18 protein-coding genes and 1 pseudogene are annotated in these 21,757 nt (G+C 43.0%); 4 read left to right on the forward strand and 15 right to left on the reverse strand.

The annotated features are described in order from the left end of the window. Position 1 precedes the first annotated feature (1 nt). From rfbD to AB4507_RS02430, 7 genes and pseudogenes are all read right to left on the reverse strand, one after another. Positions 2-886, reverse strand: coding sequence for a dTDP-4-dehydrorhamnose reductase (rfbD, locus tag AB4507_RS02400; RefSeq protein WP_372127660.1), 885 nt, complete (start codon positions 884-886; stop codon positions 2-4). Beyond that, entirely contained in the window at positions 886-1,767 is an 882-nt protein-coding gene (gene rfbA, locus AB4507_RS02405) for a glucose-1-phosphate thymidylyltransferase RfbA (RefSeq protein WP_372127662.1), read from the reverse strand. The genes rfbD and rfbA overlap by 1 nt, the downstream gene beginning before the upstream one ends. Further along, positions 1,764-2,861, reverse strand: coding sequence for a dTDP-glucose 4,6-dehydratase (rfbB, locus tag AB4507_RS02410; RefSeq protein WP_372127663.1), 1,098 nt, complete (start codon positions 2,859-2,861; stop codon positions 1,764-1,766). The genes rfbA and rfbB overlap by 4 nt, the downstream gene beginning before the upstream one ends. Positions 2,862-2,865: 4 nt before the next feature. Further along, complete coding sequence (locus AB4507_RS02415) at positions 2,866-3,888, reverse strand: SDR family oxidoreductase (protein WP_372127664.1); 1,023 nt, start codon at positions 3,886-3,888, stop codon at positions 2,866-2,868. Between the two features lie 100 nt (positions 3,889-3,988). Then, complete coding sequence (gene tviB, locus AB4507_RS02420) at positions 3,989-5,266, reverse strand: Vi polysaccharide biosynthesis UDP-N-acetylglucosamine C-6 dehydrogenase TviB (RefSeq protein WP_372127667.1); 1,278 nt, start codon at positions 5,264-5,266, stop codon at positions 3,989-3,991. A 389-nt stretch (positions 5,267-5,655) separates the two neighbouring features. Continuing rightward, complete coding sequence (locus AB4507_RS02425; RefSeq protein ID WP_102398552.1) at positions 5,656-5,976, reverse strand: hypothetical protein; 321 nt, start codon at positions 5,974-5,976, stop codon at positions 5,656-5,658. Between the two features lie 163 nt (positions 5,977-6,139). Beyond that, positions 6,140-7,222: pseudogene (locus AB4507_RS02430) on the reverse strand (helix-turn-helix domain-containing protein). 287 nt (positions 7,223-7,509) lie between these two features. Here AB4507_RS02430 and AB4507_RS02435 point away from each other — a divergent pair. The 3 genes from AB4507_RS02435 to AB4507_RS02445 all read left to right on the forward strand — a co-directional run bounded on the left by AB4507_RS02435 (position 7,510) and on the right by AB4507_RS02445 (position 9,418). After that, positions 7,510-7,983 (forward strand): hypothetical protein, encoded by a 474-nt coding sequence (locus tag AB4507_RS02435; protein ID WP_017069279.1) that lies wholly within the window; start codon positions 7,510-7,512, stop codon positions 7,981-7,983. Between the two features lie 11 nt (positions 7,984-7,994). Then, positions 7,995-8,540: an N-acetylmuramoyl-L-alanine amidase gene (locus AB4507_RS02440; RefSeq protein WP_102320644.1), complete on the forward strand. Its 546-nt coding sequence runs from the start codon at positions 7,995-7,997 to the stop codon at positions 8,538-8,540. Positions 8,541-9,064: 524 nt separating this feature from the next. Further along, entirely contained in the window at positions 9,065-9,418 is a 354-nt protein-coding gene (locus tag AB4507_RS02445; RefSeq protein ID WP_372182167.1) for a hypothetical protein, read from the forward strand. A 476-nt stretch (positions 9,419-9,894) separates the two neighbouring features. Here AB4507_RS02445 and AB4507_RS02450 read toward each other — a convergent pair whose 3' ends face one another. The 8 genes from AB4507_RS02450 to AB4507_RS02485 form a co-directional block, all read right to left on the reverse strand. Next, entirely contained in the window at positions 9,895-12,066 is a 2,172-nt protein-coding gene (locus tag AB4507_RS02450; protein WP_372182168.1) for a polysaccharide biosynthesis tyrosine autokinase, read from the reverse strand. 171 nt (positions 12,067-12,237) lie between these two features. Further along, the gene (locus AB4507_RS02455; protein ID WP_372182170.1) at positions 12,238-12,678 is read right to left on the reverse strand and encodes a low molecular weight phosphotyrosine protein phosphatase; all 441 of its coding nucleotides are present in this window, start codon (positions 12,676-12,678) and stop codon (positions 12,238-12,240) included. A gap of 101 nt (positions 12,679-12,779) precedes the next feature. Further along, positions 12,780-13,913 (reverse strand): polysaccharide export protein, encoded by a 1,134-nt coding sequence (locus tag AB4507_RS02460; RefSeq protein ID WP_372182171.1) that lies wholly within the window; start codon positions 13,911-13,913, stop codon positions 12,780-12,782. Positions 13,914-14,646: 733 nt separating this feature from the next. Further along, positions 14,647-16,920: a YjbH domain-containing protein gene (locus tag AB4507_RS02465; RefSeq protein ID WP_372182172.1), complete on the reverse strand. Its 2,274-nt coding sequence runs from the start codon at positions 16,918-16,920 to the stop codon at positions 14,647-14,649. Then, complete coding sequence (locus tag AB4507_RS02470; protein WP_408063633.1) at positions 16,920-17,834, reverse strand: capsule biosynthesis GfcC family protein; 915 nt, start codon at positions 17,832-17,834, stop codon at positions 16,920-16,922. Before AB4507_RS02470 ends, AB4507_RS02465 begins: the two co-directional genes overlap by 1 nt. A 21-nt stretch (positions 17,835-17,855) precedes the next feature. Then, complete coding sequence (locus AB4507_RS02475; RefSeq protein ID WP_372127682.1) at positions 17,856-18,560, reverse strand: YjbF family lipoprotein; 705 nt, start codon at positions 18,558-18,560, stop codon at positions 17,856-17,858. Between the two features lie 114 nt (positions 18,561-18,674). Next, entirely contained in the window at positions 18,675-18,914 is a 240-nt protein-coding gene (locus AB4507_RS02480) for a hypothetical protein (RefSeq protein WP_022570926.1), read from the reverse strand. Positions 18,915-19,142: 228 nt separating this feature from the next. After that, positions 19,143-20,231, reverse strand: a complete 1,089-nt coding sequence (locus tag AB4507_RS02485; protein ID WP_371725412.1) for an LPS O-antigen chain length determinant protein WzzB — start codon at positions 20,229-20,231, stop codon at positions 19,143-19,145. Between the two features lie 339 nt (positions 20,232-20,570). On the opposite strand from AB4507_RS02485, the gene wecA reads away from it, so the two are divergent. Next, a complete protein-coding gene (wecA, locus tag AB4507_RS02490) occupies positions 20,571-21,644 on the forward strand; it encodes a UDP-N-acetylglucosamine--undecaprenyl-phosphate N-acetylglucosaminephosphotransferase (RefSeq protein ID WP_372182173.1) in 1,074 nt (357 codons plus the stop codon). Positions 21,645-21,757 lie beyond the last annotated feature (113 nt).

Raw genomic sequence — 21,757 nt, forward strand, 5'->3', positions numbered from 1 at the left:
TTTATGATCCTGTATACGCTTGAATATTGTTTAATGCCGCCTTCCAATCACCAGCTTCAATAGAGAAATTTCGGATGATTTTCTCGTTGCTCAATCGAGAGTTACTTGGCCGCTTGGCAGGGGTTGGGTATTGGTCGGTAGTAATGCTTGTTAAGCTAGGCTTCTTCGCCAGCACTCCTTGCTCAACCGCAACATCAAAAATGGCATCAGCAAAGTCAAACCAACTCACATGAGGCAAACCTGAGTAATGATAAACACCGTAATCCACCGTATCTCCCTGAGTAATGCGCTTCGCGATTTGAATCAATGTATCCGCAATATCACCCGCATATGTAGGCCCACCAAACTGATCACCGACAATACTCAAGGCGTCTCTGTTTTCACCTAAACGCAGCATGGTTTTCACGAAGTTATTGCCATTTTCTCCAAATACCCATGCGGTGCGAATAATGACGTGCTTTTCACATGCTTTCACCACTTCCGTTTCACCAGCAAGTTTACTGGCACCGTAAACACCTTGTGGATTTGTTACATCAGTCTCTAGGTAATCGCCAATTTTATTGCCTTCAAAAACGTAGTCCGTTGAGATGTGTAGTATCGCAGCATTCATTTTCTGAGCAGCTTCAGCAAGGTATTTTGGACCATCTCTATTTATTGCATACGATAACTCAATTTGTTCTTCTGCTTTATCAACAGCAGTATGCGCTGCAGCATTAATAATCACCGTGGGTTGAAATACTTCAACTGCTGCAAAAACAGCATCGTTATTTGTTATATCGAGTTGCTCCTTATCAAGAGCTAGCACAACTGTATTTTTACGTTCACTAAGCTTTTGAGTAAGACATGAACCAACTTGACCATGACAACCTGTGATTAATGCACGCATTACTTTATACCTTGTTTATCATTGACTAAACGAGTGAGATATTGACCATAATCATTTTTCATCATCGGTTTAGCTAGAGTCAACACTTGCTCGTCACTTAACCAATCATTGCGCCATGCAATTTCTTCCAAACAGGCTACTTTTAAACCTTGTACATTTTCAATCGTTTGCACAAATGAAGAGGCTTCATGAAGGCTTTCATGTGTTCCGGTATCTAACCACGCAAAGCCACGACCCAATAACTCAACGTTTAGAGAATCATCGTTAAGGTACATTTCGTTCAGCGTGGTAATTTCTAGCTCACCACGATGTGAAGGTTTCACTTGTTTCGCCATTTCCACAACACGATTGTCATAAAAATACAACCCTGTTACCGCGTAGTTGGATTTTGGTGATTCTGGCTTCTCTTCAATAGACATCGCTTTATTATTCTCATCAAATTCAACGACGCCGAAACGCTCCGGCTCTTTGACTTGATAACCAAATACCGTCGCTCCACTCTCGCGCTTCGCTGCATTTTTTAGAGTTTGAGAGAAAGATTGCCCGTAAAAAATGTTATCGCCTAGAACCAAACAGACATTGTCATCACCGATGAACTCTTCACCAATCAAAAATGCTTGAGCTAAACCATCAGGGCTTGGTTGAATTGCATACTCTAGATTAATACCAAAATCAGAACCATCACCCAGTAAGCGTTGAAAGCCAGCATTATCTTCAGGTGTAGTGATAATCAAAATATCTTTGATACCCGCAAGCATGAGTGTCGAGATTGGGTAAAACACCATTGGCTTATCATAGATAGGCAATAGCTGTTTTGAGACCCCGCGAGTCAATGGATATAATCGAGTACCTGAACCACCCGCTAAAACAATTCCTTTCATTCGTTTTTACCACCTTGAGGTACATGAACACCTAAGCGTTCACGTTGGTATGATCCGTCTTGTACATTTTGACACCAAGTTGAATTGTCTAAATACCATTGAACGGTCTTTTTAAGGCCTGTTTCGAAGGTTTCTTCTGGTACCCAATCAAGTTCACGCTGCATTTTACTTGAGTCAATCGCGTAACGTCGGTCGTGGCCAGGGCGATCTTGAACGTAAGTGATTTGTTCTGCATACGCCGAACCTTTCGGTACTAACGTATCTAGGATGTCGCAAATCGTATTCACGACTTCGAGGTTTTGCTTTTCGTTGTGGCCACCGATGTTATAGGTTTCGCCTACTTTACCTTGAGTCACTACCTTGTATAGTGCGCGAGCGTGATCTTCTACATACAACCAATCACGGATTTGATCGCCTTTACCGTAAATTGGCAACTTTTTTCCTTCTAATGCATTTAAAATCACTAATGGGATTAGCTTTTCAGGAAAATGATATGGCCCGTAATTATTTGAGCAGTTGGTTACCATTGTTGGTAATCCGTAAGTACGAAGCCATGCACGCACTAAGTGATCCGAACTTGCCTTTGAGGCTGAGTATGGGCTTGAAGGCTCGTATGAAGTTTCTTCAGTAAATAATGGCAACTTTGTAGCATTTTCTACTTCATCCGGATGCGGTAAATCACCATAGACTTCATCTGTTGATATATGATGGAAACGAAACGACCCCTTAGCCTCTATATCTAAGTTATTCCAATAAGCTCTCGTCGCTTCTAACAATGTATAAGTGCCGACAACATTAGTTTCGATGAACGCGGCCGGGCCTGTGATTGAGCGGTCGACATGCGACTCTGCAGCAAGGTGCATCACGGCGCTAGGCTTGTGCTCGTTGAATACTCGATCTAGTTCTGAACGATTACAAATATCTACCTGTTCGAATGCATAACGGTCATTTTTATCAATAGTGACGAGTGACTCTAAGTTCCCTGCATACGTTAAACAATCGACATTCACAACGCTATCTTGTGTATTCTCGATAATATGTCGAACCACAGCAGAACCTATAAAGCCAGCACCGCCAGTAACCAGTATTTTCATTCTGTTAGCCTATAAATTGTTTGTACCAAGGCATCGCCTTATTGATACCATCTTGGATACGAAACGCTGGAACATAGCCGAGCTTGTCATGCGCTTTTACAATATTTGCTTGCGAGTGCCTTACATCACCCGCACGGAAATCGCGATAGGTTGGAGCTGACTCTAAACTAAACCCTAACCCATTAAGCGCATTTTGAATTGAAGCATAAAGCTCGTTTAGGGTGGTTCTGTCACCCAGTGCCACGTTATACACCTCATCCTTGGCAGAATCTTCCGCAGTAGCTGCCAGAATATTCATTTGAACCGTATTATCGATGAAACAAAAATCACGACTGGTTTCGCCATCACCATTGATAAATACCTCCTCGCCTTCAATCATTGATGCCGTCCACTTTGGAATCACCGCTGCGTAAGCACCGTTTGGATCTTGACGAGGACCAAATACGTTAAAGTAGCGCAACCCTATAGTTTTAAACCCATAAGTACGAGCAAACACATTCGCATAAAGCTCATTGACATACTTGGTTACTGCGTAAGGAGATAGTGGGTTACCGATATTGTCTTCAACCTTAGGCAGCGCTGGGTGGTCGCCATAAGTCGAGCTACTCGCCGCATAGGTAAAGCTTTTTACTTGCTCTTCTTTGGCAGCAGTGAGCATATTAAGAAAACCCGTGATATTCGCTGCATTAGTAGTAATAGGATCAGCAATAGAACGGGGCACACTGCCTAATGCCGCTTGGTGTAAAACGTAATCTACGCCTTTGACAGCATCCTGACAGGCTTCATAATTGCGAATATCACCCTCTATGAAGGTAAAATTATCCCACTGGTTAACCTCAACTAAGCCTTTTACTTCATCTAGGTTACGCTGATGGCCGGTTGCAAAGTTATCTAAACCAACCACTTTTTGGTTTAGTTTTAATAATGTTTCTAGAAGGTTGGAGCCAATAAAGCCGGCAACACCGGTTACTAACCAGGTTTTGGGAGCGGCAACAAGTTCACTTTTAATTTGTTCGAATTTAGTCATGATGTCTCTTTACTAACGATTCAGTACTTCAGTGCTTAAGGAGGTAAGGAGGGATAATCATTCTGTTAAATAACAGACATCTCCCCTCCCATCAACCAACCTATAAACGCATGTCTACATCTGATTTATCCAATACGTATTTCAAGTCGTAAAGTACGTGAGCCTCTTTACCTAATGCATGAATTTCTGCCGCACCCATTTGCTTAAACTCATTGTGGCCTACCGCCATGATGATGGCATCGTAATGGTTGGATTTTGGCTGGGTTAACGATAAGCCGTACTCATGCTGTGCTTCTTCGTTTGAACACCAAGGATCAACAACATCGACATTGATGTTGTACTCTTTTAGTTCAGCGACAATATCAACCACTTTCGTATTACGTAGATCTGGGCAGTTTTCTTTAAAAGTAAGCCCCATCACTAATACGTTTGCTCCTTCAACATGGATACGTTGTTTGAGCATTTTCTTCACCAATTCAGACACAACATACTTGCCCATGCCATCGTTTAGACGACGACCAGCTAGGATCATTTCAGGATGATAACCAACAGTCTGTGCTTTGTGTGTTAGGTAATATGGGTCAACACCGATACAGTGACCACCAACTAAACCCGGACGGAACGGTAAAAAGTTCCATTTAGTGCCAGCAGCTTCTAATACTTCTAAGGTGTCAATATTTAGCTTATTGAAGATAATTGAAAGTTCATTAATCAATGCAATGTTTACATCGCGTTGAGTGTTCTCTATTACCTTTGCCGCTTCTGCTACTTTGATGCTTGAAGCTTTATGAGTGCCTGCTGTAATGATGGTTTTGTAAAGTTGATCAACAAATTCGGCAATCTCATCGTTCGAGCCACTTGTGACCTTTAAGATATTTGTCACCCGATGTTCTTTGTCACCCGGGTTAATACGCTCTGGAGAATAACCAGCAAAGAAATCTTTATTAAACGTTAAACCTGAAACACGCTCTACAACAGGTAAACACGTCTCTTCGGTAGCGCCAGGATAAACCGTAGATTCATAGATCAGAACATCGCCCTTACTTACAATCGAGCCCAAAGCTTCTGATGCTTTGATCAATGGGGTTAGATCAGGCTGCTTATGCTCGTCAATTGGTGTAGGCACTGTAACAATGTAAACATTGGCTTCTTTAAGTTCATTAAGGTCTGCCGTGTATGTAAGAAGCTCAGCTTCTTTAAGCTCTTCTTCTGAGCATTCAAGCGTAAAATCTGAACCACTTTTAAGCTCATCAACACGAGATTGGTTGATATCAAAGCCTAACGTTGGCATTTTTTTACCAAACTCTACAGCAAGCGGCAAGCCAACATAACCCAAGCCAATTATAGCTACTTTGGTATTTTCAAACATGGACGTCATATCTATTCCTAATATATTTTAATTCTAATTTTGTGAGTCATTTACTCACAAAAATGCCTCAGTTGTATAAAACAAACTGAGACACTTTTTATTCATTTTGAGACAGTCTATTCTCGACAATCCCTTATAAAACCTAGATTTTGCTGACTTTCTAAAAACCGCCCCAATAGGCCGCCAAAACGGCTTTCAACCTTTCGGCTTACCGCACTTTTAAACTTGCTAGCCAGTCGCATTTGGGTACGCTACCGCCCTTAGGTTTGGCTCCTAAAGGCAATAGTGACAATTTGTTCGCTTTATGCGTTTTTCATACGGTTTTAAATATGCGGGGCATTCTAGCAAAGTAAGTGCATATTAACCAGTTTGAAATTGACTCTGGCATGACAAACAACTCACCACGCATTCAACCAGCGAGAGCATTGTACGTCTTGCAGGTACTGAGTGCCTATGTGGTAGCGGTTTTCTTGTGCTGCGTCGCAGTAGCGCTTTTCTATATCAATGAAAATATTGCCGTTTCTGTACAGCGAGACGAAGCTTGGGTTGTTGTTTACCGCCAATAACGCTTTAATCTCAGTACGTGTTAGCCCTTGTGGGTAATGGGTAACAAGCAGTTTCAAGAACTCGCCAATGCGCCCTTCTACTCGCGCTATCTCTTTTTCTAAAATGGTGACTTTTTCTTCCGTTGTCAGTTTTTTTAGGCTGATATCGTCCATTTGCCCTCTCCCTAATTCTACTTTTGTATCTTGACGTTTTTTGTCTGTATTCGCGCTTGGTCTTCCCTAGCCTTTTGGTTTCCTAAGATCTTGGTTTTCTAAGCTATTTTTTTAATAACTTTGGCTGTGTGAACAAGCGCTTCGTCTGTGAAAAATTGAATGGTCACTTTTTAGAATCCGTGCCGGGCGATTTGGATTGAACTAGGGCCTTGATACGTGCTTCGAACGGGTTGGTGGTGCTTTTGGCTTGGTAATCCGCTAGGGCCTGAGAGACGGGCGTGGGTTGTTTGTGAACCATGGGCTTGGCTGCCGGTTGGGTTTTAGCTTCCTTGGTCGATGTAGAAGCAGAAGCCCTTGCTGGTTTAGCCGCTTTTGTTTGCTTAGCCGCTCTAGCCTGCTTAAAGACTGGCGATGAGTCTCGCTTCGCTTTGGCTTGGGCGCTTCTTCTTAGCCAGCCATTCACAAAGTGACCAATGTGCTCAAAGGGTTTGCGCTTATCGGGGTTGATGTACAGCCAGGCTTGCATGGCATGCAGTTCTTGCAGCACATCTAACTTTGGTTAGGTGCGCTCTAATATGGTGGTGAACTCATGATAAATCGGCGCGCTGCCCTCTTTGGTGAGCAGGTGAATCACGGCTTCATTCTGTTGGCTTATGGGGTTTGTGACGTTGGTTTTAGGTGTCGAGATCTCATGTTGTTCAGAACCGCTTGGGGGAGCAAGAACATCGGCGGCGTCTGAACTTCCGTTTTTCAAGATCAACTCTGTTTTATGTTCTTTATGAAAGATTATGTGTGCCGGATGATCACTCTCCGTGTTGGATCTTGAGTCACCCAGGGGAGTGTCTGAATGGTCGGTTTTCTTCGCATGTTCTGTCTTCTGTGGATATTCCGACGAAGCTGACGGTAAATCTGTTTGTTCTACATTCGTGTTCTCTTGATTCGCTTGGGCTAGATCGGTCTGCTGAATGTGGCTGTAGCTGGGAAGGCGCAGCTGATATATGTTGCTGCGCTGGCGTCCTGAATCATCAAAGCGCTTTATCCGCTTCACAAACCCTTGTTTTTCGAGCTCGTTAACGTGTCGTTTCACGGTTCTTACCGACACTTCGCAATATTGCGCCAAGTAATTGAGGGAAGGAAAACACACGCCGCGCGCATCGGCGTTATCGGCCAATTTTAATAACACCAACTTGCTGATGGGCGAGCCAGTTTTTAATGGGATGAAAGAAAGAATTAGAGAAACACACATGGTTAACGCTCCTTGTTAATTAGTCATTCGTATAGAAATCCATTGATATACAGAAGCATTAACAACACTTTTTGGCGCTTTAGGGGCGAAAGGCCCATGAGATAAGTTGTAAGAAAAGATGTTTGGTTAATCGCCTCGGATAGATATGCAACATCAACCTTATTAAGCAATGGCTTTTCGAAGCACCTCTCATTTTTCTGTATTCCTCTGTTTTCGTGTTATTCCCGCCAACCCCAATCAAGAACGTTGAAGTACATTGCCCTCCCCATGCAGCAATAAGGTGCTTAATGAAGGCGATAGTTTCTCTTTTTATTTCAGCGTATCAACCCGGTATGGCGAGCATCGAGTGCCGTGCTAACTCCCTCACTCAATCACGTCAGCCGTTATTTTTTAGTGATAGTGATGGGTTTGGCCAAGTACTGAGCTATGAAGTTAACGGTTATAAAGAAAGCCATTTGGAAGGTTGTTATTTTAATGAGGATGAATGCGGTGACACCCCCAGCTATGACGATATTTGTTGGATGATCAGCCGAGCACGGCGTAAGCAGCCTCTGGGTTATTACGTGATGTATTTACGTTATGTCAGCCACCACCCCGGCTATGCAAAAACCGTAGCCACCAGTCTGCGACAACACATCGCATTGCACCCTGATTTAAAAGAATCGCTATCAACGTCTTTAATCGTCTATTTACAACAACACGAGGATTTATTTTGTCAAACACTCCACCAGCAACTGATCGAGTTCCAAATCAGCCGTTAGAAGCGTCTGTTTTGCCAGAGCGGGCTGACACCAAAGAACGAATTGATTCGGAAGAGCAGGCTAGCAAGATGGAGCTTATCCCTTCGTTAGATCCTTGTTTACCTTCAGCATCCTATTCATTCAGCCTGGTTTCGGTTTTACTCCGCTTACCTCATTGCCCGCCATATTCCTTTATTACTGTGCATTGCAGCGCCACGCCGCCACAGCAAGATGTAGGCGTAGCCGAGATTCGTCGATGGCATAAAAAGAAAGGCTGGCGCGATGTGGGGTATCACTTTGTTATTCGTCGCAATGGGGATGTCCAATTGGGCAGGCCGCTGTCGCAAACTGGCGCGCATGTGAAAGGACACAACAAGGGCAATATTGGGGTTTGTTTGGTTGGCGGTTGTAATGCCGAGCTGCAACCAGAAGATAACTTCACACTTGCGCAGCGCAAGGCACTGTTTGGTTTGATGGCTGCACTGCAAGAGCAGTTTTTGATTTCAGATGAGAATGTTAAGGGGCATAAGGATTGGGGCGTGAATAAGGCGTGTCCTGTTTTGAAGATAAAAGCTTAAGAGCAGATGCGGGATTCGAAAAGTGAGGAAAATAAAGTGAGAGTGGTGCTTTTAGCTCCTCCCCTTTATCACGACTGTTACTTGGCAGAAAATATCAATATAAGGGGAGGCTGGGAGGGGTTGGTTAGGCATTAGCTAGCAACCCCCTCTAACTCCCCCTTTTATTAACATCACCACTCACAATAGTCCGGTGTTCAAGGGGGAGGACCAAAAGCTAAGTCTTCGAATAATTTGAAGAGCAGTTGCGGGATTCGAGTAAGCGAGATGCGAAGAGACTAAAAGCGGATTCCAGATACTTCGTTCCTCGCCTCTAAAGCAACAGAATGGCGGAATGACGGAGTCGTGAGATTATTAACTTAATAAAAGTAGTCGTCATTCCCTACAGTGAGGGACGAACGTGATAGGGAATCTAATTCAACGGATAAATGGCGGAGCAGAGGTCTCGCTAAGGTTGTCGAACCATAAGGTTATACAGTCAAAGGCTATACATGCGGTCAAAGCCAATCAATAAACCAAGGAGCAGTATGACATTGTTCGGAAGAATATTCGGGAGCCAGTCTTCGATTAGCAAGGGGTTAGATGCACTCACCAACACAGGAGATGCGATGTTTTTTACTGATGAAGAAAAAGCGAAGCACAAGCTGGCACTGCTTAAAGCGTATGAACCTTTTAAGTTGGTACAGCGCTACATTGTGTTGTTGTTCACCATTCCTTATGTGGCACTGCATGTGATGGTTATTTTAGGCTGCATGCACGGCTACGATTGGAAACCATTAGGGGAAATGACCAATGAAGCGTTTGGTTATCCGGTGCTAGCGGCGATTGGATTGTATTTAACGGGTGGGGTGATTAAAAAAATAGATGCGGGTAGCGAGTAAACGGGATGCGAAAAGCTAAAGAGCAGATGCGAGGAGATTAAGAGCAGAGGTGAAGAGCGAGGACAAGAATATGATAGTGGTGCTTTTAGCTCCTCCCCTTTATCACGACTGTTACTTGGCAGAAAATATCAATATAAGGGGAGGCTGGGAGGGGTTGATTAGGCATCGCTAGCAACCCCCTCTAACTCCCCCTTCTATTAACACCATCACTCACAATAGTCCGGTGTTCAAGGGGGAGAACCAAAAGCTAAGTCTTCGAATAATTTGAAGATTGGATAAAGAATAGATACGGGTGGCGGGTAGACGGGATTCGAAGAGCTAAAAGAGCAGATTCGAGCAGCGGAGCGGGTAAACGAGTAACAAGAGATGAAGAACGGATTCGAGTGGCGCTTTTCGTATCTCGCCACTCGCATCCCGTTACTGTCTTTAGCTCTTCGTTTACCCGGTTACTCGCATCTCGTTACTGCTCTTTAACTTTATTTCTTGTCGCTCGAATAAGCGTAGTTGTAATAACCGTAGCCGTACGAGCTTGATGCTTTCTTCTCGATGGCATTGAAGATAACACCTTTCACTTCGATGCCCGATTGTTCGAAGCGGTTGCGAGCTACATCGATCTCTTTAATGGTGTTTTGACCGTAACGCGCGACCATTAATGTGGTGCCAGCGAAGGCGCCGACAATGCTTGGGTCGGTTACCGCAAGTACGGGCGGGGTATCAACAATCACCAAATCATACTCTTTCGATGCCCATTCCATTAGTTCTGCAAAGCGTGGGTGCATCAGCAGCTCTGATGGGTTCGGTGGCACTTGGCCGCGAGTAATGATTTCTAGGTTTTCTACTGGTGTCGACTTCACTGATTGAGCGAATTCTTGTTTGCTGCTTAATACATCAGAAAGACCGTTATCCCAGTTCACACCAAAGCTCTGTTGTAGGTAACCTTTACGCATATCGGCATCAATCAACAGTACCTTTTGGCCTGTTTTTGCAGCTACTGCGGCAAAGTTGGTCGAGATGAATGATTTACCGATACCCGGTGCAGGGCCAGAGATCATCAAAACGTTATTTTTTGCTTCTAACATCGCAAAGTGCAAACTGGTACGAAGGCCACGCAGTGCTTCAACCGAAAGGTCAGCAGGGTTAGATTCGGCAAGCAGAGCTTGAGTACCCTTGGTTTGCTGTTTCTTCGATTTAAAGCGGTTGGTTAGCTCAATCTGTAAATCAGATTTTGGTACCGCTGCGTAAACCGGAAGGCCAATTTTTTCAATTTGGTCTGGGCTTTCAACACCACGGTGGAACGCCGCTTTAACCAATACAAACGCGACACTTAGCATGCCACCCAATAGCGTCGCTAATACAACAATCAGCGGCTTCTTCGGTTTAACGGCGCGAGCATAAGCTTGTGCGTCATCTAAGATGCGAACGTTACCAACCGTACCGGCTTTGATAATGCTTAGCTCTTGAACTTTATTCAGCAATTGGATGTAGATCTGTTGGTTCACTTCAACATCACGTGTCATACGCAGTACTTCACGTTGTGTTTTTGGTAGCTTTTGTACTTGCTTGTTTAGGCGCTCTTTTTCACCCAATAGCGTTTTACGCTTATCGAGCAAGGCTTTGTATGCTGGGTGATCTTTAGTGAAGCGTTGGCTGATTTCACTCTCTTTAAACGTCAGTTCATTCAATTGCGCTTCAAGCTCTACCATTACCTTCAAGGTTGATTGCGCTTCTAAGCCCAAGTCGATCGATTCGTTCTTTTGACGGTAATTGTTTAATACATCTTCATAGCCGGTTAGCTCAGATTTAATGCCCGGAAGGTGGCTTTCTAAGAACTCTAGGCTCTTCTCTGCTTCTGCTGAATTACGCTTCACGTTTTGTAAGAAGTAGATCTGGCTAATGTGATTAAGGATCTCAGAAATCTGTTGCTTGTTTTCACCTTCAAAGCTTAGCTTCAAAATACCGGTTTGCTTACCTTGCTCAGACAGAGACAAAGAAGCTTTCAACCATTCGATCGCTTCTAGTCGGCTACGTTGACTAATAGAGAATTCAAAATCGTTATGTGATTCAAAACCTGCCACAAACAAGCTGTAGTCGTATGCTGTTGCTAGCTCACCCACTTTGCCTTTTAGGATAACGCGCTCATCGTCGCGAACTAATTGGTAAGTGCCCTGCTCGGCATCTAGGATCTGGATCGTGTGCCCGTAGTCGCTCGCATAGCTTGGCATGTTGAAACGGCTAACCGCAATGTGGTTGATGTCGCCGGTCAAGCGCGCAAAGCCCTTACCAACGATAGGTGCATAGTTAGGAGATGTCACCGTCGTGAGGTTAAACTTATCCACCGTTTCACCCAAGATCATACGAGATTTGATGATCTCGACTTCGGTTGTAGCTGAAGATTCTTGAGAGAACAATTCACCCATATCACCAACCATAGAAGAGATGCCACCAGAGCTTTTCTCTTCAATTTGAATCAGGGCATCGGCTTTGTATATCGGCGTTGAAAGCAGAGCAAACGCAATACCAAGCACAGCAAAAACAAATGTGGTCAGTATGATTAACCATTTAGCATCTAATAAGATACCAAGCAGTTTTCCTAGATCTATCTCATCAGAGTTATCTGCGTGTGATTGCTGAGATGGTTGTGTTGTCATCAGATTACTACTTCCTAAATTATTGCTATTTAAGAGACGATATATACGCTCCGCGTACTTCTCTTCTATATGATTCTGTTAGTGGTTTAGCCACGCCTACATGTAGAGCATGACATTTAAAAAGCTGTCTATTTAAAACCTACTGCATTTAAATCTACTGTATTTTTAAACCTACAGTTTTTTTGCCCACGCTTGTGCGGCTTCGTCAATCAGCTTATAAGCGTACTCAAAGGCTTCACGGCTTTGACGGTGCGGATCGGGAATATCTTTTTGACCAATCCACTGACCAAACAGCATGGTTTTACCACGCGCTTCCGGTGAGATTTGAGTGAGCGCCTCCATATGGCCCTTCTCCATCACCAAGATCAAGTCATACTGAGCACAAAGCTGTGGCGTAACTTGCTGAGACTGATGATTTTCAACATCAACCCCATGTTCAGCAGCAATTAAAATGGCAGTGTCGTCTGCAGGCTTACCAATTAAACGGCTTTTCTCAGCAGCGATACCGGCAGAGGCCACTTCTTTGTTGGGCAGCAAGTTTTGTAAAACTCGCTCTCCAGTCGGGGAACGACAAATATTGCCCACGCAGACCACTAGAATTTTATTAAACATACTTTGTTTTCAACCATAATGAACTGATAAATATAATTAACGTCTAAATATAAAAAATCAGGTTACACGCTAAATGTAACCTGATTATTAATCTTCACTTGTTACCAATTACGGACGCGTAACATACCTTCAGTCAGCTCGTTAAAGCCAGAAATGGTAGGCACAAGTTGGCCAATCACACGGTTCCAACGGCTAATAGGTGCTGCCGTCACATAAACAATATCATAAGATTTCAAATCAAATTCGGTACCAATCACCAATGCTGATGCATCTTCCATATTGAGTTGGTAAATATCGGCCATGCGTTCTGACTTATCATCAGAAGTGCGAATCACAAACACACCGGTAGCATCGGCTGATAGCTGGTTAATTCCTCCGACGCTACTTAGTGCTTCAGTGAGACTCATCCCTGCACGATCAATTTTTAATAGTTGAGGCTCATTGACCTCACCCATCACAAATACTTTTTGAGCATCATTGCGTGGTACATGAACAATATCACCGGCTTGCAGTAACCTATTTTGAGTCAAATCGCCTTTCTGCATTAACGCATATAAAGAAACATACTCTTGCACACCATTACGAGTTAAAGAAACATTGCGCCAATCCGCATCTTCCGACAATCCCTCAGAACGGTTTATTGCATCCAATAACGTTAAAGGGATATTAGTAATCGCTTGTTGACCTGGTTGCTCAACTTCACCGGTAACATAAGTTTTCTGAGAACGAAAACCCGCTACGTTAACATCAACTTGAGGGCTTTCTATATATTTAGACAGACGCATCGTGATATCAGTACGAATCTCATCCACAGTCTTATCTAAAACATCAACGCTACCAATATATGGGTAGAAGATAGTGCCGTTTGAACGAACCCAATTACCTGCCTCTTCAGCACTACGATAAGAACCCGCAGGAATCGTCAATTCAGGATGGTCCCAAATGGTAACGTTTAAGATATCACCGATACCTACTTGGTATTCATATTTTGCAATATCAACATCCAATTTCGGATTAGCTTGTGAAACCGGTAAAGATTCATTTCGGTAGCTTGATACAGACTGAGCCGTCAGTGGGTAAAGATTAACCACATCAGAGATATCAGATTCTTGCTGTTCCTCTGAAGGCTGAATCACATTCTTGTTGCCAGTAGAAAGGTGAGTTCCTGGAGTAGTACACCCTGCAAGCAATACAGGAAGGAGCGCTAAAAGGAGACGATTTTTATTAATCTTCATGTTAACCAAGTCATAGAAACGGAATGTGTCGTGATATCCCAAAGGACACCCAAAGAAGTTAGAACAAACAATTTTATCAGCTACGCAGTATTTAATAGAGTTAAGGAGGGCTATTACTGTGATATCGCTCCCACTTAATATCAAAGATAGGAACGCTACCGCCCTTTGATATTCCGCGACATCACACTGCGTAGTTAATCTGCCTCTATCTATCTGGAATTGAGATAGAGGTTTTTTGTCATAAACCGAGCCAAAGATCGGACTTTCACACGGTTATTTTATTGCGTATGCATTATCCACAATTTGTGTTTATTATCAACCTAGTTGAATGGTTAAAGAGCAGATACGGGATTCGAGTGAACGAGTGGCGAAGAGCTAAAGAGCAGATGAGAGTAGCGAGATACGAGTAAACGAAGAGCCTAAAGCCGTGTCGGGATGCTTTTAGCTCCTCCCCTTTATCACAACTGTTGCTTGGCAGAAAATACCAACATAAAGGGAGGCTGGGAGGGGTTGGTAACACATAGATTAATATCCCCCTCGAACTCCCCCTTTGATGAACATCACCGATCAAAAACGAACGGCGTTCAAGGGGGAGAACCAAAAGCTAGACCCAATGAATATCACGATATCTTAAGCTATTCGTTATTCGATTATTCGATTATTCGATTATTCGAGACTGCTCTTTCCCCGCTCTTCGCATCCCGCTTACTCGTCACCCGTATCTGCTTTCGATCTACTTAACGCTACTCGGCCTTTGGAACCAAGGTGAGCGAGCATCGGTTTGATCGAACAAGTTGTATTGCTTGTTCAGCACTTGGCCGCCGTCACGCGTGATCGGTAACCAGGTAAAACCAGCGCGGCTTGAGCTTGGTTTCACGGTGACTAAATCAAATGGAATCGATACGTAAAAGCCTTTGGTGTAACTGCCTTCACCGTATTCTTCGGTGGTCATGTCGGTTAAGCTAACAAAGGCACCAGCGATAACACCGCTCTTGAACTGCTTAGAGAAATCGACACGAGTCCCGATATCACCCGCCAGGAATTTACCGAAGCCCACTTTAAGCAAGGTATCGCTCAAGAAGTCCCATTGTGGGGTGTAGTAACCGGTGATGAAGCCCGTTGTGCCCTTATCAATCACTTTGTACGTTCGGCTGCTGTCATCTGGGTTAACTTGGATCTCTTCATCAAACGTGCCGAACCAACTTTCAGGATCGCGCTGGCTTATTGCTGTCATGTCTGCACCAATGGCCCAGTTTTGGTTGAATGGACGATACAGGATTTCGCCACCCACACCCGCGAACATGCTCTCTAGGTAACCGCCGTAAGCTTGGGTATAGATACCACTGCCATAGTCTTCAAACCACGTCAGTTGTAAACGGGCTAAACGAACCGGATCATCAACATAAGAGCGGAACAAGGTTCTTACCCTTGGCGTTTGGTCAGTGCCGTCTGATGGGATGGTATAGTTAAACTTGTCGTAGTTATCGACTAAGTTAACGTACAAAGAGCCCGACAGTTCAACATTGTTTAACGCCCAGAACGAAGCATTGGTGTATAAACCCAAACTGTATAGGTAGAAGTTTTCAGCCGAGCCGAACGATTGAGCGAGATTTGGTGAAATCGACACATCGAATCGCTCACGTCCATCATGATAGATAACGGATTTCTTGCGTTCTAATTCGTGAGTATCGGTTGCATCACTGGTTTGAGCATTGAGATAACTATTGTTAGCTGCCGCTTTGAACGCTTGGGCATCTACCGTTGTCTCGGTGAGTTCCAACGATTTGTCGTTTTCAATGATTTTGTAGGTGTCTATGTAACTCGGGACCGCGTTGGCAATCACGGTCGCACCGCGCTCAAGGGCGATATCTCTGTCTCGGTATTTAACCTGAGTACCCTTTACCACAATGCTGTTATCGTCGACCAAGATTTGCGCTTGTTCATAGCCCGCGATCGTTTCTAGCTCTTCCGCGAGGGCAGCCATATCAATATCATCAACCGTCTCGACATCGCTTGGGCGCAATTCTGCTGTTTCAGTATCTCGCCACACAGAATACATTTCATTGAAGTTGGTAGAAAGATCGAAGCCAAGGGTTAAAGTATCACCACGCTCATAACTGACTTTTGCCGTTGCCCAATCAGTAAAACGATACACTGCGCCCACATTCCAAGGGGTATGCTGCGTCATAACCGCAGCACCATTCGTTACGGGATAATCTTGTGAATAGTCATTGCTGTCATATTCAAGCTTAAGCGTTAATGGCTTATAAGGCGTTTGATATTCTAAACCACCATAGATTGCCGCATCGCCTTTGAACCAGCGCTCAAAATCGACCATACCACCTCTACCTTTTGTATCTGACTCACGCTCGCAAAATTTATCACTGGCTTTACAGAACGGATTGGTGAAATTACCACTGGTGCCCATGTAGCCCCAGCCCATGCCTAACGTGACATCAAGCGGGCCAAATCGTTTACTCGCCGCGACAAATTCGCCATCAAATAATCCTGTTCCACCGAAGTCACGTACTCCGACAGAAAACTCTGGCAAATAGTAGCCTTCTTCGATTAAGCGAACTTTAAAATCGATGCCTTTGTCAGCGTGCGTGTTACAACCACTAAAATTATCAGCAGAGCAATTAGGGTCCCCAGCATTATCCCCGCTATAAAGTACATCTTGTGTTTGTGTGTAACGAATGGTGGTTTCTAACCAAGGCATCAATTGCAGGCTAACGTTATAAAAATAATACTCGTTATTGAACGATGCACTAAGGTTGAACTCACCTTCTGGGGCCATTCGGCCTGTTGGCATTTGCATCAAGCCAACACCACCAAAGTTCATTTGCGATGTTCTGTATTCAGTATCATCGAATGGGGATTTTTCTGCTCGAATTGAAGAGGAATCAATGATTGTTTCTGCTCTAGTCGACATGCTATTGGTCATTAATAAAGCACAGGTAACCGATGCACACACTGCCGATAGAGGGAATGATTTCTGTTTCAGCATTACAGGCCAACCTTATGACGTAGCAAATCGACAATATCTTGGTTCAACGTTGAGTATTCCGATGGCAAAGAGTAGAACGCCATAAATACGATGGCACCTGGTGCTAAGTAAACCGGCTGTTCGTTCCAGTATGCATATTGAATGGTTTGCACCACGCCATCTGGCTGGACGACATACGCCACGCTTTTATCTGCAGATTCACCAATAAAGCCGTTCGGCAATGCATCGAGATAATCATTCAACATTCCATGCTCAATCAGATTCATTGTTACTGACTCTTTCATTACGCCCATCAACTGAATGGATGTTGGTCGTTGTGGTAAGTACAGAGAAAAGGCTTGAGTTTGACTGTCTGACGGCTTGTTAGTATGAGAACTTGAAACAAGCAGTGGGTTCTTATCTGATTGAGAGATAACGGCATTACGGTCTAGCTCAATAAAAACTCGATTGAGATATTGGAAAGAGGCTAACTGTTGGCGCACTAAGTTTGCTTCTGGCTCTTCTACTGCGAAAGCTTCAAGCTGGTTCAGTACATTGCGCTTTTTGGCTTCGATAGCTTGGTTAGCTTCTTTAAATCCAGTAACTGCAGTCGCTTCAGTATTGGTTATATCAAACAGTTGAGCCGAAAGGGGGAAGTAACCAATAGTACCGTTAGCGTTAGAGCTCGCATTCGCGTTTGCGTCGTCTAATACACGAAGCAGTCGAACATTAGCTTTATACTCAAGCGTCACACCTTGAAGAGGAAGCTCGATTGTTGTCTTAACCGAAGGCGTAACAACGTTAGATGCCGCAGAAGCAGAGCTCAAAGCAAACAAAGCGCTCATCATTAACAGAGCTCTCATCGTTAATAAAGTTCTCACCAATGGCAACCGACGTCCCATCATTTTTGATGTATGACTCATATAATTCATCATTTTAGTTCATTACCCTGTTCGTTAATTGCTTTGATAATGCTTAAGGACGGTTAACTCAAGCCTTGTCATATCAGGGCCTAAATACTGTATGGTTTTTACCACTTTGCCTTTGCTGTCGACCCAATATTCGTTGGTGATGTCTTGTTCTAATATTGGGAATTGAATTTTTTCTTGGAATTTCTTGGTATCGATAGACGCTAACGGAGTTTCAACCGTGTCATTTCCCGCATACGTTCGGGTGATGTTCGCTTTATAGCCGAATCGATAGTTAGGTTGCCAGTCGTAAACCGCTTGCCACTTTTGAGCTCCGGGGTTGGCAGACACATCAAACGCAGAAGAAGAATCTGCTGACGAATTGTTTCCAGAAGAGAATGTATTTAACGGTTGGAATGCCAAACCAGAAAGGTTTTCGTAAGGAAGCAACAGCGTTTGTACGACACGTCCATTTTCAGTGACGATCATCGCTTTGTCAGAAGACATCCACTTTAACTGTTCTGCGCCCGTTTGCGGGTTTTCACCGACGTACGCTAAGACCATGAAGATTTTACCTTGGTCATTCACTTCTGCATAAATGCTCGAATAAGGTAAGTTTTGAATGTATTCCTTCGACAGCTCAACATCAGAGCTTCCAAAAAAGGCTTCATCAAAAGTGGAATTGACGTCTTGAAACTGCTGAGAACAACCAGCAAGAAAAAGACCAAGGGATATGATTAGAGGTTTAAGCATGATGAGTTCTGCTTCCTAGCAATCTTGTTGCTGATGTCCAATATGAAAATCTGATATAAAAAAACCACTTTATGCTTTCACACAAAATGGTTTTGAACATACTCTAACAATAAATTAGTTAGTAGTAGTAGTTGTTGTTGCGCCGCTTTCGTTAGAAGCAACGGCTACTGCTGCCGCTGCTGCTACTGCTGCTGTCGCAACTGCAACGGTTGTTGCTGTGCCAGCTGCTGCTGCAGATGCACCAGTGCCTGCTGCTGTACCAGTACTTGAACCAGCTGCCGCTGTTTCTTCTGCTGCGAATGCAGCACCTGAGAAGCTAACTGCTAATGCAGCTGCTAGAGCCATCTTTTTCATAATGATTTCCATTAATATAAACGTTTATATGTAGAGGGTAAGTTTTACACCCTCAATCAGTTGCTCAGCTTAAACAACTGATTGATCATCATAGATAATAACCACAATCAAGTAAATGGATAAATCATAAGCAATACCTTTAATGAATCATTTAGGTAATTGCTTCTGTTAGTGACACCTCATTTAAAGAAAAGCTAATAGTCAAGTACTACTAGCTCGAACTTAAAACTAATACCCTTTCCTATATAAAAAACGCATTAACACAATCGCGACACCAAATAATCCACCCAGTATTATGCCAATCAGAACAATCAGAGCTCGTTTAGGCTTATCTCGAGTAATAGGTTTCTCCACACTCTCTAAGAAACGAAAGGTTTGAAATTCAACATCACGATCTATTTTTAGATTGTTCAACATATCCAATTTAGCTTCGATCTGTTGTAAACGAGGTTCAATAACGCTCAAATTTTTTAATAATTCTAACGTTTTAGCCTTTGCTTCCAAGCCTTTAAAACCTAAATCGATACCAAATATTTCGTTCTCATTTCCCGTTTGAATGGGATGTTCTACTCCTGCAGCTCGTGCTATTCCCAAAGCATACCGAGTCCGCTCTGTTTCGACCAAAAGCTGGCTCTTCGCCTGAGTTTCTAACATTCGCTTTTGTTGAACCAACTCATTCCTCTTGCCGTTTATAACCGCCTGTAAGTTGTTAAATGCGTCTTGGTTAATTTGAGCTTCAGTAAAGGATATATAAGACGTTAGCAGGTCAAAACTACTTTCTTTAGTAGTTGTCTGGAAGTTGACAAAGTAAGGTGAAGTGCGATCACCTTTATTTGCTATGAATGCAGTAATTCTGTTAAACCAACCTGAGTATAAAGACCTAACGGAATCTTCGGTTATCTCTGAGCTGCCTGAGAAGAAGTTAGACTTAAATTGCTGAAATTCTACGCTGCCATCCAAAAAAACTCGCTTGTTGTTAGTAGAATTGAAAGCGTTCACAAACCGTTGAAATAGAACTCTAGAATCTCCCAACTCATCCAATTCTTTGCTAACCAAAACAGTTCCGTCTTCTTGAAAAACATTGAAAACAGGTTGAAATTGCTTAACTTGTTGATGGTATGCCGCAATATCTTGAGGTTGAGCCTTTGTGATCTTAGCATTTGAGGACCACCACTCTTGAGCTGACAGTGCAAAAATAACACTAGCAAGGGTACCAAAAGTAGTAATTAAAAATATAATTAACTTACCATCCCACAATGCCTTTAAAAGCTCGCGAAAGTCTATTTCATGATTTCTCGTGGATGTTGTCTGGTTCATAGCGGCGTATGGTTGTGATTGCGGATTCACTTTAAATCTCTCAAAACATCAAATTTAATAACAATGAGATACTATCACAGCACATCTCACTTATGTTGTGTGATTTGTAAACTTTTAGCAGTCCGGCTTCCAAACAAGGTGCATCGTATTGCATTTCACCTTGTATTGAAAACCACAAACTCCCATAGCCCTATTTACATGATATTGAACAAACTCTGGCTTACGTTGCTATCAGTTATGATGATTAACATAAGTAGATCACGTAGATTTAGTGTTACTCTTTTATCTAGAACCTAATTACTTTAAAATTCATGACAACATAAATTATTAGGCTTTACTGTGCTCATTCCTTTTCTTGATCTCTCTTTTCTATTTTTCTTTTCTCTTGCAACCATGTTTGTCATGCGTAAGTTCGCTAAGAAGATCGGTTTAGTAGACAAACCTAATGACCGAAAACTGCACAACGGAGCTGTTCCTCTAGTTGGAGGGATTTCGATCTGCATTTCAATACTTTACTTTTTATTTAATAATCCAAATATTCTACCAAACACCGAGCTTTATGCTGTTTGTATTCTCTTACTCGTTGGTATAGGTGCATTAGATGATAAATTTGACTTAAGCTTTAAACTTCGCTTCGTTATCCAAGCTGGTCTCTCGGTTGCCATGATGGTGTTAGGGGGTATTGAACTAACTACTATTGGAGACATCTTTGGCTCTGGCGAAGTGGTAACTCTTGGTTGGTTCGGCTATTTTGTCACTGTACTGGCTGTGGTAGGTGCTATAAATGCTTTCAATATGGTCGATGGTATTGATGGGCTTCTTGGAGGCTTGTCCATAGTTACATTTGGTGGTCTAGGAATAATGTTGAACTATGATGGCCAATTCAGTTTAGCTTACATTTGTCTTGTTCTAGTTGTAGTCATTGTCCCATATATATTATTGAACTTAGGCGCATTTGGCCGAAAAAGAAAAGTGTTTATGGGGGATGCCGGGAGTATGCTTATTGGGTTTACTGTTATTTGGTTACTATTACTCTCTAGCCAAAACGGAACTAAACCACCTCTTCGACCAGTAACAGCACTATGGCTTATAGCCGTACCATTGATGGATATGGCTTCGATCATGATTAGACGCATTCGACGAGGAGACTCTCCTTTCAAACCAGATCGTGAACATTTACACCATATTTTTCAACGACTAGGACTTACGTCCACGCAAACTCTAATCGTAATTTGTTCAATAGCTAGTCTATATGCTGGTATTGGAATTTATAGTGAAATGGTTGGAGTACCTGAATACATTATGCTTTACGTATTTTTAGGGTTCTTTTCAATCTACCTATTATTACTAAGTAATGTGTGGAAGATTACAGCTACTATAAGGTCTCTACGCTCGATAAAAAAACAGAATTAATAATACTTAGCGAAAGCCTCAGTAGACACAAATGTTATGTTAAAAATAACTTTTGTGTCTACTGAGGAATATAGTGCCTGGATCAATGCTGAAAGTTAATGAATAACAAATTA

The organism is Vibrio sp. 10N.222.54.A3 (assembly GCF_041474095.1).
GTDB classification, from domain to species: Bacteria; Pseudomonadota; Gammaproteobacteria; order Enterobacterales; family Vibrionaceae; genus Vibrio; species Vibrio crassostreae_C.

Coding starts and splice junctions, on each gene's coding strand:
- rfbD (WP_372127660.1), bottom strand. CDS start 886: ATGCGTGCATTAATCACAGGTTGTCATGGTCAAGTTGGTTCATGTCTT.
- rfbA (WP_372127662.1), bottom strand. CDS start 1,767: ATGAAAGGAATTGTTTTAGCGGGTGGTTCAGGTACTCGATTATATCCA.
- rfbB (WP_372127663.1), bottom strand. CDS start 2,861: ATGAAAATACTGGTTACTGGCGGTGCTGGCTTTATAGGTTCTGCTGTG.
- AB4507_RS02415 (WP_372127664.1), bottom strand. CDS start 3,888: ATGACTAAATTCGAACAAATTAAAAGTGAACTTGTTGCCGCTCCCAAA.
- tviB (WP_372127667.1), bottom strand. CDS start 5,266: ATGACGTCCATGTTTGAAAATACCAAAGTAGCTATAATTGGCTTGGGT.
- AB4507_RS02425 (WP_102398552.1), bottom strand. CDS start 5,976: ATGGACGATATCAGCCTAAAAAAACTGACAACGGAAGAAAAAGTCACC.
- AB4507_RS02435 (WP_017069279.1), top strand. CDS start 7,510: ATGAAGGCGATAGTTTCTCTTTTTATTTCAGCGTATCAACCCGGTATG.
- AB4507_RS02445 (WP_372182167.1), top strand. CDS start 9,065: ATGACATTGTTCGGAAGAATATTCGGGAGCCAGTCTTCGATTAGCAAG.
- AB4507_RS02450 (WP_372182168.1), bottom strand. CDS start 12,066: ATGACAACACAACCATCTCAGCAATCACACGCAGATAACTCTGATGAG.
- AB4507_RS02455 (WP_372182170.1), bottom strand. CDS start 12,678: ATGTTTAATAAAATTCTAGTGGTCTGCGTGGGCAATATTTGTCGTTCC.
- AB4507_RS02460 (WP_372182171.1), bottom strand. CDS start 13,913: ATGAAGATTAATAAAAATCGTCTCCTTTTAGCGCTCCTTCCTGTATTG.
- AB4507_RS02465 (WP_372182172.1), bottom strand. CDS start 16,920: ATGCTGAAACAGAAATCATTCCCTCTATCGGCAGTGTGTGCATCGGTT.
- AB4507_RS02470 (WP_408063633.1), bottom strand. CDS start 17,834: ATGATGAATTATATGAGTCATACATCAAAAATGATGGGACGTCGGTTG.
- AB4507_RS02475 (WP_372127682.1), bottom strand. CDS start 18,560: ATGCTTAAACCTCTAATCATATCCCTTGGTCTTTTTCTTGCTGGTTGT.
- AB4507_RS02480 (WP_022570926.1), bottom strand. CDS start 18,914: ATGAAAAAGATGGCTCTAGCAGCTGCATTAGCAGTTAGCTTCTCAGGT.
- AB4507_RS02485 (WP_371725412.1), bottom strand. CDS start 20,231: ATGAACCAGACAACATCCACGAGAAATCATGAAATAGACTTTCGCGAG.